The sequence below is a fragment of the Bacillus benzoevorans genome, from assembly GCF_014207535.1.
Taxonomy (GTDB): domain Bacteria; phylum Bacillota; class Bacilli; order Bacillales; family Cytobacillaceae; genus Bacillus_BD; species Bacillus_BD benzoevorans.
Genome location: NZ_JACHGK010000006.1, coordinates 39738 through 53417 on the forward strand (window position 1 = coordinate 39738; position 13680 = coordinate 53417).

General features: G+C 39.5%; 16 protein-coding genes. 10 read left to right on the forward strand and 6 right to left on the reverse strand.

Going from position 1 to position 13680, the window contains the following annotated elements:
• Window positions 1-4: 4 nt before the first annotated feature.
• The 4 genes from HNR53_RS10025 to HNR53_RS10040 all read left to right on the forward strand — a co-directional run bounded on the left by HNR53_RS10025 (window position 5) and on the right by HNR53_RS10040 (window position 3186).
• Complete coding sequence (locus HNR53_RS10025; protein WP_184525485.1) at window positions 5-802, forward strand: MBL fold metallo-hydrolase; 798 nt, start codon at window positions 5-7, stop codon at window positions 800-802.
• Window positions 803-988: 186 nt separating this feature from the next.
• Entirely contained in the window at window positions 989-2206 is a 1218-nt protein-coding gene (locus HNR53_RS10030; RefSeq protein ID WP_184525806.1) for a S1C family serine protease, read from the forward strand.
• A 259-nt stretch (window positions 2207-2465) separates the two neighbouring features.
• Window positions 2466-2945: a 23S rRNA (pseudouridine(1915)-N(3))-methyltransferase RlmH gene (gene rlmH, locus HNR53_RS10035; RefSeq protein ID WP_184525486.1), complete on the forward strand. Its 480-nt coding sequence runs from the start codon at window positions 2466-2468 to the stop codon at window positions 2943-2945.
• Between the two features lie 52 nt (window positions 2946-2997).
• The gene (locus HNR53_RS10040) at window positions 2998-3186 is read left to right on the forward strand and encodes a hypothetical protein (protein WP_184525488.1); all 189 of its coding nucleotides are present in this window, start codon (window positions 2998-3000) and stop codon (window positions 3184-3186) included.
• 338 nt (window positions 3187-3524) lie between these two features.
• Here HNR53_RS10040 and HNR53_RS10045 read toward each other — a convergent pair whose 3' ends face one another.
• Complete coding sequence (locus HNR53_RS10045) at window positions 3525-3848, reverse strand: hypothetical protein (RefSeq protein WP_184525490.1); 324 nt, start codon at window positions 3846-3848, stop codon at window positions 3525-3527.
• A gap of 74 nt (window positions 3849-3922) precedes the next feature.
• Here HNR53_RS10045 and HNR53_RS10050 point away from each other — a divergent pair, with 74 nt between their 5' ends.
• The gene (locus HNR53_RS10050) at window positions 3923-4765 is read left to right on the forward strand and encodes a rhodanese-like domain-containing protein (RefSeq protein ID WP_184525492.1); all 843 of its coding nucleotides are present in this window, start codon (window positions 3923-3925) and stop codon (window positions 4763-4765) included.
• 98 nt (window positions 4766-4863) lie between these two features.
• On the opposite strand, the gene HNR53_RS10055 is transcribed toward HNR53_RS10050, so the two are convergent.
• Both HNR53_RS10055 and dsdA read right to left on the reverse strand, forming a co-directional pair.
• Window positions 4864-6015 (reverse strand): pyridoxal-phosphate-dependent aminotransferase family protein, encoded by a 1152-nt coding sequence (locus HNR53_RS10055; protein ID WP_184525494.1) that lies wholly within the window; start codon window positions 6013-6015, stop codon window positions 4864-4866.
• A gap of 233 nt (window positions 6016-6248) precedes the next feature.
• Window positions 6249-7583 carry a D-serine ammonia-lyase gene (gene dsdA, locus HNR53_RS10060; RefSeq protein WP_184525496.1) on the reverse strand — a complete coding sequence of 445 codons (1335 nt, stop codon included), beginning with the start codon at window positions 7581-7583 and terminating at the stop codon, window positions 6249-6251.
• A 293-nt stretch (window positions 7584-7876) separates the two neighbouring features.
• Between dsdA and HNR53_RS10065 the strand changes: the two genes are divergently transcribed.
• Window positions 7877-8755, forward strand: a complete 879-nt coding sequence (locus HNR53_RS10065; RefSeq protein ID WP_184525498.1) for a radical SAM protein — start codon at window positions 7877-7879, stop codon at window positions 8753-8755.
• Window positions 8756-8911: 156 nt separating this feature from the next.
• Here the strand turns inward: HNR53_RS10065 and HNR53_RS10070 are convergent, their stop codons facing one another.
• Window positions 8912-10270, reverse strand: coding sequence for a cation:proton antiporter (locus HNR53_RS10070; RefSeq protein WP_184525500.1), 1359 nt, complete (start codon window positions 10268-10270; stop codon window positions 8912-8914).
• A gap of 170 nt (window positions 10271-10440) precedes the next feature.
• Here HNR53_RS10070 and HNR53_RS10075 point away from each other — a divergent pair, with 170 nt between their 5' ends.
• From HNR53_RS10075 to crcB (HNR53_RS10090), 4 genes are all read left to right on the forward strand, one after another.
• Window positions 10441-10833, forward strand: a complete 393-nt coding sequence (locus HNR53_RS10075) for a PepSY domain-containing protein (protein ID WP_184525502.1) — start codon at window positions 10441-10443, stop codon at window positions 10831-10833.
• A 61-nt stretch (window positions 10834-10894) separates the two neighbouring features.
• On the forward strand, window positions 10895-11287 hold the full coding sequence (locus HNR53_RS10080; protein WP_184525504.1) for a DUF2680 domain-containing protein: 393 nt from the start codon (window positions 10895-10897) through the stop codon (window positions 11285-11287).
• Window positions 11288-11387: 100 nt separating this feature from the next.
• Window positions 11388-11768: a fluoride efflux transporter CrcB gene (gene crcB, locus HNR53_RS10085; protein WP_246439493.1), complete on the forward strand. Its 381-nt coding sequence runs from the start codon at window positions 11388-11390 to the stop codon at window positions 11766-11768.
• Between the two features lie 6 nt (window positions 11769-11774).
• A complete protein-coding gene (gene crcB, locus HNR53_RS10090; protein ID WP_184525506.1) occupies window positions 11775-12134 on the forward strand; it encodes a fluoride efflux transporter CrcB in 360 nt (119 codons plus the stop codon).
• A gap of 21 nt (window positions 12135-12155) precedes the next feature.
• Here crcB (HNR53_RS10090) and HNR53_RS10095 read toward each other — a convergent pair whose 3' ends face one another.
• Together HNR53_RS10095 and HNR53_RS10100 are read right to left on the reverse strand one after the other, a co-directional pair.
• Complete coding sequence (locus HNR53_RS10095) at window positions 12156-12560, reverse strand: hypothetical protein (protein ID WP_184525508.1); 405 nt, start codon at window positions 12558-12560, stop codon at window positions 12156-12158.
• 203 nt (window positions 12561-12763) lie between these two features.
• Window positions 12764-13558 carry a class I SAM-dependent methyltransferase gene (locus HNR53_RS10100; RefSeq protein ID WP_246439496.1) on the reverse strand — a complete coding sequence of 265 codons (795 nt, stop codon included), beginning with the start codon at window positions 13556-13558 and terminating at the stop codon, window positions 12764-12766.
• Window positions 13559-13680: the final 122 nt, after the last annotated feature.

The following is a 13680-nucleotide window of genomic DNA, read 5'->3' on the forward strand; positions in this document are numbered from 1 at the left end:
AGAAATGTCATTGCGTTTTAGCGTTCTTGCCAGCGGCAGTACAGGTAATGCAGCATATATTGAAACGGATCAGCATTCCTTCTTAGTTGATGCTGGGATGAGCGGCAAACAATTGGAAGCTTTAATGCAAAACATCGGCCGCGAAGCAAAGGATCTTTCCGGGATTTTCGTGACCCATGAACATAGCGACCATATTAAAGGGGTGGGCATTATTGCCCGTAAACATAAAGTGCCTATCTTTGCTAATGAAAAAACATGGAAGGCAATGAGCCCGTCAATCGGTGAAGTACCTATTGATCAGAAATTTGTTTTTGGCATGGAAACAGTCAAAAGCTTCGGTTCACTCGATATTGAATCATTTGGTGTCTCACATGATGCAGCCGAGCCGATGTTCTATGTCTTTCACCATGAGGGGAAAAAGTTAGTGATGATTACGGATACAGGTTATGTCAGTGAAAGGATGAAGGGCATTATTTCCAATGCGAATATGTATGTCTTTGAAAGCAATCATGATGTCAGTATGCTGCGGATGGGCCGTTACCCTTGGAATACGAAGCGGCGAATCCTAAGTGATGTCGGACATGTATCAAATGAGGATGCCGCTCTTGCCATGAGCGATTGTATCGGAGATCAGACAAAGGGAATTTATCTCGCCCATTTAAGCTTAGATAATAATATGAAGGACTTGGCGAGAATGACTGTCACGCAAACACTTGAAAGCAGGGGTTTCGTCGTCGGGGAACAGTTTTCTCTTTATGATACCGACCCGAAAGTCCCTACCCCTCTGACAGCTGTATCATAAGGTAATAAGCGGAAGTATTAAGGAATGCTATAAGATGGATGAAAAGGAATGGGGATTCTCTCTCCATTCCTTTTTGTATGGAACTTGACCATATGATTAGAATTTTAAATTACGGAGAGTATAATAATGGTTAGATAGGCAAAATAAAACGGAGAAGATGAATAGGGAGAAAGGGTGAAAGAAAATTTGGGTTACTACGATAATGACCAAAATAATTATCGGCAAAACAAGAGAAAAAAGGGCGGCTATTTTCTCACCGGTTTAGGTGGTGCGGTTGTGGGCGGACTTATTGTCACTTTAGCTATCCCTACGCTTTCAAATAATGGCTTGCTGCCGTATACAGCACAGCCGGCCAATGAAATAACGGTACAGGATAATGGGCATGGAAAAATAACAACACAAAAGCTTTCGCTGGATGTTTCAACGGATGTAACAAAGGCTGTAGAAAAAGCGGGAGATGCCGTTGTCGGAATTACAAATCTCCAGTCAACAAGCTTCTGGTCGACGGATAGTGAAAGCCAGGAAGCTGGTACAGGGTCTGGCGTTATCTATAAAAAAAGCGGCGATAAAGCATACATAGTAACCAATAATCATGTGATTGAAGGTGCAGACCAGCTTGATGTGACGCTGGCAGATGGAACAAAAATACCGGCTAGGTTAATGGGAAGCGATCCATGGACAGATCTGGCTGTCATTGAAATAGACGGAAAGAAAATTAAAACGATTGCCGAGTTTGGCAATTCAGATACATTGAAGCCGGGTGAACCGGTCATTGCGATCGGAAATCCATTGGGACTGGGTTTCTCAGGCTCCGTAACAAATGGGATAATTTCCGGCATTGAACGGACCATCCCTGTTGATTTAAATGCAGACGGCTACGAGGATTGGCAGGTAGAGGTTCTGCAAACCGACGCAGCAATTAATCCCGGTAACAGCGGCGGTGCCTTAGTTAATATTGCGGGACAGGTAATCGGAATCAATTCGATGAAAATTGCCCAGGAGGCAGTTGAAGGAATCGGTCTCTCCATTCCAATTAATACAGCCATTCCTATTATTCAGGATCTGGAGCAGCACGGTGAAGTGAAGCGGCCGGCAATGGGAGTCCAGTTGCGCAACCTTAACGAGATTTCCTCCTACCATCAGCAAGAGACTTTGATTTTGCCGAGCGATATCAAGGAAGGTGTCATGATTGAAAGAGTGGAAAGGAACTCCCCGGCTGATCGGGCAGGACTGAAGGAATTGGATGTTATCGTGGAAATGGACGGAAAGCCAATTAAGGACGTCATTGCCTTAAGAAAGCATCTGTATAATGAAAAGAAAATTGGCGATGAAATGCGCATCAAGTTCTATCGTGAAGGAAAAATACAGGAGGCCGTCCTAACCTTAAGCGGTGAATCCTTTTAATAGGTCAGAACAGGAAGGCTGATGCAGTCTTCCTGTTTTTTATGTGGATAATTGTACACATGGATCTTTTCTCTTATGGTAAGATAGTGTGGATAACTGAAAAAATCATGGTTATCCACATGTGAATATTGTCGAAACCACTCGATATATCTTGTATGGGATCGTTAGTTCCCTACAATATGTGGATATAAAATGTGAATATGTGGATAACTTCTGTGGATAACCTGTTTGTAAATTGTTTGTAAAGTGAGGATAAAATGTGAACATCTCAATTATAGCAGTCGGTAAATTGAAGGAAAAATATCTAAAAAGTGGAATAGATGAGTATTTAAAGAGGCTGACGTCTTATGCAAAGGTTGAAGTCATTGAAATTCCGGATGAGAAGGCGCCGGAGGAATTAAGTCCTTCTGAAATGGAGCAGGTAAAGCAAAAAGAAGGAGAACGGCTCTTGTCTAAATTATCGCAGGATACGTATGTGATTGCACTAGCAATTGATGGGAAAATGAAGTCATCAGAGGAACTGGCTGATTCCATTGATAAATTAGCGACCTACGGCAAAAGCAAAATCGCCTTTATCATCGGCGGGTCGCTGGGCTTAAGCAATGAAGTACTGCAGCGTGCCGACGAAAAGCTTTCTTTTTCGAAAATGACCTTCCCCCACCAGCTCATGCGTCTGATTCTGTTAGAGCAGATCTATCGTGCATTCCGCATCAATCGGAATGAACCTTACCATAAATAGATGCGGTTTCTACATTAATTTTTTAAAAATAATGCATTAGGGATGTGACAAGATGAAATATAGTAAAACAATCATGACAAAATTAATAAATGAGCACCGTGAATTGCATGATGAGCTAAAGAAGATAAAAATCGAAATGGGCTTAGAGAAAAATTTAGCCATTAAAGCGTTATACCATTCAGCTGTAGCGGATAATGGTCCATATATGAAAGACTATCAAGCTTTAGATCGCTTGCACTAATAGTAAGGCCCTGTTTTGCCTTAGTTGCGGAGCAGGGTGTTTTTTGATTTGACCGTGAATTACGTGCTCAATTACAAATCTATAAAACAGTTCAATAAGGTATGGTGTGTAAATACTAAACTCATATCGGAGATAAAATCATCCTCATTCAAACTTTTTCAAAATTTTAATATTGAAAGTCAGTTTCCTATCCTATTGACCCTATGTTTAAAAGAACTGCCGCTTAAGCAGGTGCTGTGAACCGTTTCATAAGTAAATGAGGTTTTTAATGATTGTATAATACAGCCTGATTTTTATATTTAAGGTAAAAATCGGCTCGCATTTTTTTACTTTCTTCATCAGTCTTCTCTGTATCCTAAATCTAAATCATTTAAGGTCAAGTCTTTATATGCTTCTCCAATTTGATACGAAGTGATTCTTTCTCTACCACTTGCTCCTTTAATAATACCTTTATCTAGCCAAGTTGCTGCCCATTTAGTGATAGTAATTGGCTTTACTTGAAATAACTCTGCAATTTCCTTAGGTTTAGTGGGTCTATTACGCTCAATAAGAAATCGTAGTAGTGTTTTTTCTTTTGGCTCTAATGAAAGTATTCTTGGATCTGATGGAGTAGTGGCAAATTTAATTGAGAGATTAGCAACTTTTTCGTATGCTAATGCCATGATTCTTAGCTTAAAATTAATCTTGTTCTTAGATGAAGAAATGATTACGCTCAAATGAATAGGGGTTGGTCAAGGTGGATTTTGTTGTTAATAAGGAATGGCTCGCTGAACAATTAAATAATGGGCAGGTAAAAATTGTGGATTGCCGGTTTGAATTAGGAAATCCAGTTAAAGGGGAAGAGCTTTATCAAGAAAGCCATATCCCTGGTGCTTTCTATTTTGATTTGGAAAAACAGTTATCCGGTCCTGTTTCAGAGCACGGTGGAAGGCATCCGCTTCCGGATGTGGATCAATTCAGACTTGAAATTGAGAAGGCAGGAATTGATCATACGAAAGCGGTGGTTGCCTATGACGGTGGGGAAGGACAGTTTGCGTCCCGCTTTTGCTGGTTGCTTAGCTTTTTAGGACATGAAAAGGTATATGTGTTAAATGAGGGCTTCAAAGGATGGGTTGAAGCTGGATATCCAACGACGAACAAAGTACCTGAATTTGAATTCGCTAAGTTTGCAGTGAATATTCAAACTGAAATGCTGGCTTCTTATGATGAAGTAAAGAAAACTGTCGATTATAAGAAAAAGTCACCAATATTAATAGATTCAAGAGATAAAGCCCGTTATTTAGGAGAAGTTGAGCCAATCGATAGAATAGCCGGACATATCCCTGGTGCAATCAATAAGAATTGGACAGAAGGCTTGGAACAAGGCTCATTTAAAAATATCGACGAACAGAAAAAAAGATTTGCTGAGCTGGATCCAGAGGAGCCTGTTATCGTTTATTGCGGATCTGGCGTTACAGCTGCTCCAAATTATATTGCATTAAAAATGGCTGGGTTTAAAAATGTAAAGCTATATGCAGGCAGCTACAGTGATTGGGTCTCATATGATGAGAATCCAGTGGCTAAAGGGAAGAAATCTTAGATATGAGTGCCACTGTCACCTCCCGATTTTTGCCGAATTTATCGACATTATCCGGGGAGTGGCAGTGTTTTTTAGAGGTCATGACCAAAGACTATTCCTTAATTTTCTGCCCGATAGGCATCAAGGAATAGTTGTCCAAGATTACCTTTTCCTTTGAAGCCTAAATCACGCAGACCATGATCAATCACTGTTAATACAGATAGAACTTTTTCAACGAAGGCATTTTCACCCATATGACCAATACGCAAGATGACATCTTCATACGGTGCCAAAGAAGTAGCGATGAATAGATTGTATGTTTCTTTGATGTGTTCTTGTAATCGTAATGCGCCTATTTCTTCTGGAATGATGATGGCCGTTACCGTATTGGAGCATCCTGATTCTAAGAATAAGGTTAGTCCAAATTCTTGTATCGACTTCCTTACAGCTTTTGCGATTTTTGCATGCCGCTCATAAACCGCCAATTGCCCTTCTGTTAAAATATTGTCTAACGCAACGTCTAACGCTTCAATATTGCCAGCGGGCATCGTATAAGGCAAGATTCCTTTTTCCATATATCCTTCGAAAATTTGCAGGTTCGCATAAAATGAAGCAATTGGAGTTCTGCGGTCATTCATCGCCTTTTTAGCGTCCTCACTAATAGAAACAATCGCTAAGCCAACAGGTGCTGAGATCGCCTTTTGCGTACCGCCGCAGCAAATATCGATTTGATTTTGGTCAACATCGATTGGTTCACCAACCATACCAGCTACTGAATCAACCACTGTGAGAATGCCATATTCTTTAAGTAAGGGAGAAAGCTGGCTGACATCATTTAAGATGGACGTTGGTGTATCACAATGAACAAATGTGGCATATTTGAAGTCATGATCTTTTTCTAAATAGCCTCTCAACTCTTCAACAGGTATGTCTTTATGATAGTCAAAACTTAAAACAACAGGTTCTCCCCCATACATTCTGACAAAATATTGAAAACCCTCACCGTATATCCCATTATCGAGTACAAGGACACGGTCACCAGGCTCGGTTAAGCTCGCACATGCCGCTTCCAAAGCTAGAATCCCTTCCCCGGCAAGCAGCAGTACTTCGTTTGCAGTACCCATGACCCGACCCATCTTTTGGCATACCTCATGGTAATAGCGGATAAATTCCCGATCAAAATCAGTGTTATTTGTTTTTTTAGCTAACGCCAAGCGTACATTCTCACGTACATCCGTTGGTCCTGGTGCATAGTTTGGTTTAAATCTCATATCAATCGTCCTTTTTAAATAAGTGTATTTTATGTATTTAAGTTATTTTCCTTATTATACATCATTCGTTATATTCTAATTAAAAAAAAAGAGCCCTAGGCAGACTTTTTAGTGTCTGCCAAGGATTCTTATTAAAGGAACGATCCTCCTTTATGAATTTAATTAATGCTTGATGGTCTGCGATGACTAGTAAGACTGGAACGGTTTCCTCTTCTGTTTTCCCATAACTTAATTCATATCTTCTGATAACTAAGGGAAGCTTGATGGATTAGTTCTTTGCCCTTTTTGTAAAAGTGCTCCATGTCCACTGCTGGGATGAGGGATCCGCCGGTTGCCCATGCAATATGTGTTCCGATTTCCCCATCTGCCAAATAACCTGCCTTTAAGGCTAGTTCAGGTCCCAAGAGACCTGCTGCTGAAGATGGTTCAATAGAAATTCCCTCTTGGTCTTCTAATAAAGCAAGTAAACGATATAAATCATCATCTTCTACTGTATAAATACCGCTGATGAGATGCTCACTGATGGAGGTGGCAAAACTAGATGGGCGGCCAACTGCCAGACCATCTGCCTCAGTCCGATTATCAATACCAAAGTCCTGCACACAAACTTTTTCCTTTTCCCCTGTTAATAAGCCGATTAAAACAGATGGGGAATGGGTAGGTTCTACAAAGAAGCAGTGGACATGATTTCCGAATATCTGCTTCAACCCAAATGTAATGCCCCCTGGTGAACCGCCCACACCACATGGGAGATAAACAAATAGCGGGTGCTCCTTATCGACCTTAATATTGCGTTCTTCTAATTGCTTTTGCAAACGGAATGCAGCAACACTATATCCTAAGAATAAATGCTTCGACTTTTCATCATCAACAAAATAAGCTTGAGGGTCGGCCAAGGTCCTTTGTCTCCCGGCACTTATTGCTTCCCCAAAATCTCCGGCAAACTCGTATACGGCTGCCCCTTTTTCCCTCAGCAAATCCTTTTTCCACTGTTTGGCATCGGCTGACATATAAACAGATACATTAAAGCCAAGCCTTGCACTAATAATTCCAATACTTAAACCAAGGTTTCCTGTTGATCCGACACCAATTTTATAGTGGCTGAAGAAATCCCTTAGCTTTTTATCTGAAAAGATTTCATAATTATCGTTCTTATCCACAAGACCATTTTTCATGGCTAATTGTTCGGCATGGTGAAGAATCTCGTAAAATCCGCCTCGTGCTTTAATAGAACCTGCAATCGGCAATTCATTATCACACTTTAAATAAAGATCGCCATAAAAAGTTTCATTTAGGGCTGATTTCATGCTGTTTATCTTTCTTAATGGCGATTCAATGATTCCATTTGTTTTCTTCGTCTCTGGGAATTCCCGTTCAAAAAATGGAATAAAACGCTGCCATAACTGTTCAGCCTCCATCATATCATCCATTGTTACAGGTAATTCCGGTAAATTCTCTATTCTTTTTAAGTTTGTATTTAACCAAAAAACGGGCTGAAGCTTGGTTATATCCTCTAATAATGGATATTCCCCCTTCCAGTATTCAAGATCCTTTGTTGAAAATACCATCTAAAAACGCCCCTTCTCTAAGTGATAATTATTCTCATTAACAAGTTATCATATTAAATCACACGAAACCTTGATCAAGATCAATTTTAACGATCAGTACCAAATTATTTAAAAAGGAACGATTTATATGAGATTTAAACCAAAAGTAAAAGACTACTATCAATCATAATGGTCTTATCATAAACCAATTTTCCTTGAATAACCATGTTTCCATTTAGCAACAAATATGCTGTAATAGTGATAGAATGATAGTTCATCCGGTTTTACGCAGTCAAAGAAGTGAGGAATTGATAGTGAAGAAATTTAAGAAGTTCTACTTGGAGATTACAAGTGTATGTAATCTTGCATGCAGCTTCTGTCCGCCAACGGAACGACAGAAGCAATTTATTTCTGTGGACGATTTTTCTAAGAGATTAGACCAAATTAAACCGCACACAGACTACATTTATTTACATGTAAAAGGTGAGCCGCTGCTCCATCCTAAAATAGACGAATTGTTAGACTTAAGTCATGAAAAAGGGTTTAAAGTGAATATCACAACCAACGGAACATTAATTAATAAAAAAAGAGAAAGCCTGCTGAATAAGCCTGCCTTACGACAAATGAATTTCTCCCTCCATAGCTTTGATGGCAATAATGATTCTAAAGATAAGGAAGGGTATGTGAGAAGTATCCTTTCTTTTATTAAAGAAGCCACGAGCCAATCAGAAATGATCTTTTCCCTGAGGTTATGGAACCTTACACAGGACAATGCAACGAATATGGAAAGAAAGCGGAACAGAGAATTACTGGGGATTATTGAGAAGGAATTTGATTTAGACTACAAAATTGAGGAGAAGGTCGTACCTGGAAGCGGCGTAAAAATTGCAGATCGTATCTACATCAATCAAGATTACGAGTTTCAGTGGCCTGCGTTACATGAAGTGGAAGATGATGGGAAGGGCTTCTGTTATGGTCTGCGAAATCAGGCGGGGATTTTAGCAAATGGAACGGTTATTCCTTGTTGCCTGGATGGTGAGGGAGTGATCAATCTTGGAAATATTAATGATCATTCATTTTCGGATATTATCGAGATGGATAGAGCAAAAAACCTTGTAGACGGCTTTTCACGAAGAGTAGCAGTGGAGGAACTATGTAGGAAATGTGGATATCGTAAAAGGTTCGGAAAATAATAGATAGGCAGATGGCTAGGATTTTGTAAGTTAGATGGAGCCATTCCGGCAAATCCCATGACAGTTTAGGGGACTTGGTGATAAATCAAATAGCAGTCCTGCTGAATTGACCCAGCAAGACTGCTATTTGATTTAGGAACGATAATAATCTTTCACTCACGCGTTTGTTTCCTTTGCTTTGTCAATTTGAATTTGTCTTTTTAAATCGATGATATCATTATGGTTATTTATTTTGTCAGGAACTAAATCTTCATCACCGGGCATGATCCTCCAGCCCCTATTTAAGACAAAACGCAGCCATGAGCCTGCAAACCAGGAGGTAACGAGTGCCAGCATAACTAAAACGCCAAAGAATTCTTGATTAATGATTCCCGCGGAAAAGGCAACGGTTGAAAGAACAATGCCCGGACCGCCTCTGGCGTTCATCGCCATGGCAAAGTTGAAACTGGTTAAAGCATCCTGGCGGATCAGTTTACACGCAAAAAACACAATAATCGTTTGGGCGAGCGTTGCAAAAAGCAAAAATTGGAGAAAAAATAATGGTTCGAAATGTTTCGCGAGATCTAATTTGAGACCGACGACTGCAAAGTACAGAGGAATAAACCAAGAAAATGAAATGTGGAAGATAGACTGTTCCAAGCGCTTAAATAAAGTATTAGGTATCGTTAATTTTGCCCCAATGCCCACTAAAAGAGCACCAAACATCGTTTCGACATTTAAATAGCCTGCAAGAGCAGAAATTACGAACACGATAAATAAGAAATACCCTATATGTGAGGCTCTGAAAAGAAAGTTGCCATTGCGAATCGTTAATTTATTAAATAAAAATCGAAGGGAAATAATCGTCATAATAAAGAATACGATCGTAATCCCTATACTTGAAAATACGGACCCTGCAGTAACTGGTCCACTATGCCCGGCGACTGAAGTGGCGATTCCAAGAGCCACCCAAAGCAGGATATCATGGATTCCAGCAATGGCTACGATCAGTTTGGCAAATCTTGAGTGCATAATTCCCAAGTCAATGAAAATTTTTGAGATGACTGGGATGGAAGTTACTGCAATGGCGATGGCAATGACAATTTTGAGCGCAAAGTCATTGTTTGCCGGACCAAGGAATTGTTTTAAATCAATCAGGTAGGTGACCAGCCAGCCTAAGGCAAATGGAAGAATAGTGGATGCAAGGACAAGCACCGATACGATCTTCCCGTCCCCCATTTTAAACTTCGTATGGAACTTTAACCCCGAACAAAACATGAGCAAGATCAGCCCTATTTGGTACATAAGTCCAAACATTCGCTCTTGTTCTGGAAAACCACTAAACAGCCAAGTAAAAGCCCCCGGATAAAAGTACCCAAGTAATGTTGGACCTAAGACAAGTCCCGCCGAGACTTCCCCGATGACCCGTGGAATGGCTAAACGTTCAGCAAGATAGCCAAGCAAATGCGCGAGTGCTAATAAGATGGCCATCGATATTAAAAAGTGACTAAGTTCTATAGAACTTAAATTAAACAACCAAAACCCCTCCTTCTCTTTGATATTAAACTATGACAGGCTTTCATAATAGCTTGGGTAAAGTTCATGGACAAGAATGATTTTTTGAGAAATATTTACCGGAAATAAATAAATGAATATAAATAATTCTCAACCGAATTTGACAAACTAAAAATAAAAAAGGAGTGGAAATGTTGAAGAAAGTCACTACTGCTATTTTGTTTTTGACCTTGTTTAGTTTTAACCTGCTGTCTGTCAACGCTCAAGGAACCGGATCTGAAGGGATCAATTTGGAAAAGGCCAAACAAATTGCTTTGCAACAAGTCAAAGGAGAAATTGTGAAGACCCATTTGGAAGAGAATGATGGAAAGAGCATATTTGAGATCACCATCCAGGCAAAGGATGGAAAGTACGAAGTGGAAATCGATAAATCTACCGGTAAAGTGCTGGAAGTGGAGAAAGAAGGGGATCATGGGAATGACGATGACCATGATGATGATCATGACGATGACGATGATGATGATCATGACGATGACCATGATGATGACGACCGGGATGATCAGGATGAACCAAACGATGACTAAAAAAGTCTATTCATAAACATGCAAATTATTAAAAATTCACATTAAAGAGGTTCTCTAAAGGATGTTAAAGGTATTGATGATTTCCGGTTTCCTTTTTTGGGGCTTTGGTTCAACAGCGGATTATATATTTGCTAAAGATGCCGATACTGACTCTGCCAGCAAAGAATTAAATGAATTAAATGATCCGGAAATGGATTGTACCAAAAAAGTGAAGCTGACCTTTGAACAACAAAATCAACTAGAGCAAATTTATCTGAGGATTTACAAGGATTATAGTGATTTAATTCAAGCTTATTCTCAGGCAGGGGCATTGACACCGAATCAAACAAAAGTAAGACATATCATGCTGAATAACTATATTAAAACCTTTTACAAACGAAATTACCGCTGGTGCTCAGAGCATGAATCTGATGAATGGGAAGAGGAATGGTATAACAATGATCCGGATGATTAAGACGAATTGAAATCATAGAAAAGAATCAGAGCACAGGATCTGATTCTTTTTTTTGCTGCCCCGCATAAACATAAAATAGTTCTATCAGGCGGGGTGGTCTATGTATATGTATTTAGCGGTTGGTATAGGAGGAATCATTGGTGCATTGCTGAGATATTTCATCCATCTCTGGTTTATGAACCTGGGATCCTCCTATCCGGCTGGAACTCTTTGCATAAATTTAATTGGGTGTTTCGCTTTAGGGTATTTACAAGGAATGGCAAAAGTTTATTCATTACCGGGATGGCTCGTTACCGGCGTTGGCACAGGAATTATCGGGGCGTTTACCACCTTTTCCACATTCAGTATGGATGTTACGCAATTGATAAAAGAAGGATTCATCATCCCTGCATGTACATATATATTGGCTTCTTCTATAGGCGGATATTTCTTAGCGTACGCTGGCTTCTCTCTGTCTACTAATAAAAAGCTGGGAGTGTAATGAAGAATGATACATCCGATTTGGCTTGTGGGTTTAGGCGGTTTTCTTGGGGCGGTATCAAGGTATTTTTTTAATCAATATTTCTCAAGTTTTAAGTTGTTTCCTTTGGGGACCTTTCTAGTGAACATCACGGGTTCATTTTTTATGGGTCTCCTTTTAGGGAGCGGCTGGATCTCAGAAAGTATTCGTATTTTAGTGGGTACAGGCTTTTTAGGGGCATACACAACCTTTTCAACGTTTAACTTTGAACTCTTTATGTTAAAAAAGAATAAGCGGAAATTCCAATTCTTCCTCTATATTGTCAGCAGTTATATCTTTGGAATCCTTTTAGCATACCTGGGATATGCCATTACAAATGATCATTGATTGTCATTGGGTCTCCATTTCTTACCTTACTTGAAATTGACCAAAAGATATTTTGAAACCACTGAAAACTTCAATTTTATAATTTTCCCCGTTGGGTATATCCGCCATTTTTATTTGAAAGCCCTTGCTCTCCTTATAATTCCCATGGATCAGACAGCGGGAATAGATTGTCTTTTTTCCCCACCAACTCGTTTTTACCAGCGAGTAACAAATGGGACTTTTGTAGTCAACAACCTCTTGAACCCCGTTAATGGTGATGCATTGGTCGGTGACGATAAAGGGCCGGCTGTAAAAGTAGCAATAGTCTACACCCAAACCCCACTTAATAAACTGCTTTTCCCTGTCTTTCTCCCTGCTTCTTAAGTAACTCGATTTGAACCAATAGAATAAGGCACAAGCTGCGGTAAGCAAAATCAAAATACCCATTTAACCATCCTTCCCCCCTTTATTTATCTTAATGCCGGTTGGTTTTGATGGTAACGGCGAATGACACCATATAGGGGGAAAACTGCAGCTAATTAAGGGGGTTACCAAAGGATCCGGGTTCCTTCATAAACTAAATTCAAATACAAAAAGACCGCAGTTATACTGTTATACTGCAGGCCTTTTCAATTTTAGGATTAAAACAGCTATTTAGTACATAAAAATACTCCATTATCCAAAATCCCTTGATACTTCATCAATATATTTAAATGCTGGATCATGATGAAATAAAGGTTAGGATCAAGATGCTCTGAGTATTGAAACTCAGGTATGGAGTCATTTTGCAGCATATAATTATTTTGCTTGAGTACTTCTATACTTTGGAAGCCTGCTTTTTCAAATAAGGTGATCCAATCCGCCTCCATCGGGATGGAGTCTAGCCCATAAAATTGTTTAATTTCCTCTTCACTTGAAGGGGTCAGCTGCTTATTGACAGTAAGTTCATTCGCAATTAAACGTCCCCCATTCTTTAACAGCCGAAATATTTCATTAAGTGCTTTAGGTTTATTTACAAAGGCCAGAACTGATTCGGAAATAATATAATCAAATGTACCATCCTGCAATGGAAAATCTTCTATCGAGCCTTGAACAACCTCCACAGGTAATTGGTATTGCATCATTCTACTTTTGGCTTTTTCAATCATTATTGGATTGATATCCATCGCAGTTACTTTTGCCCCGTAGCACGAAGCTAAGTAGGCAGCCGTCTGGCCTGTACCACAGCCCACATCCAAAATACGGGAGCCGCCGTTAACCTTTTCCGTATTAAATATTTTCTTGGTTAGATTAAGACCGCCAGGATGTGCGCCGCCAACACCCATTTCGGATAAAAAGCTTAAATATGTTGAAGAGCTAATTAGAACCACCTTCTTTAATGATCTTATTGGCATCATATGAAAATAAAAAGGGATGGTTCCCCAATCGTTGAAAAGATGTTTCAAGGGGGAAATCCATTATCTTAACATAGAAAATACCTTTTGAACACTAAATAAGAAGGTGTTTTTATAGGAAATACATTTGTATTCTCCAGAAAAATTTATTATTATAAAATAGTAATTGAAGT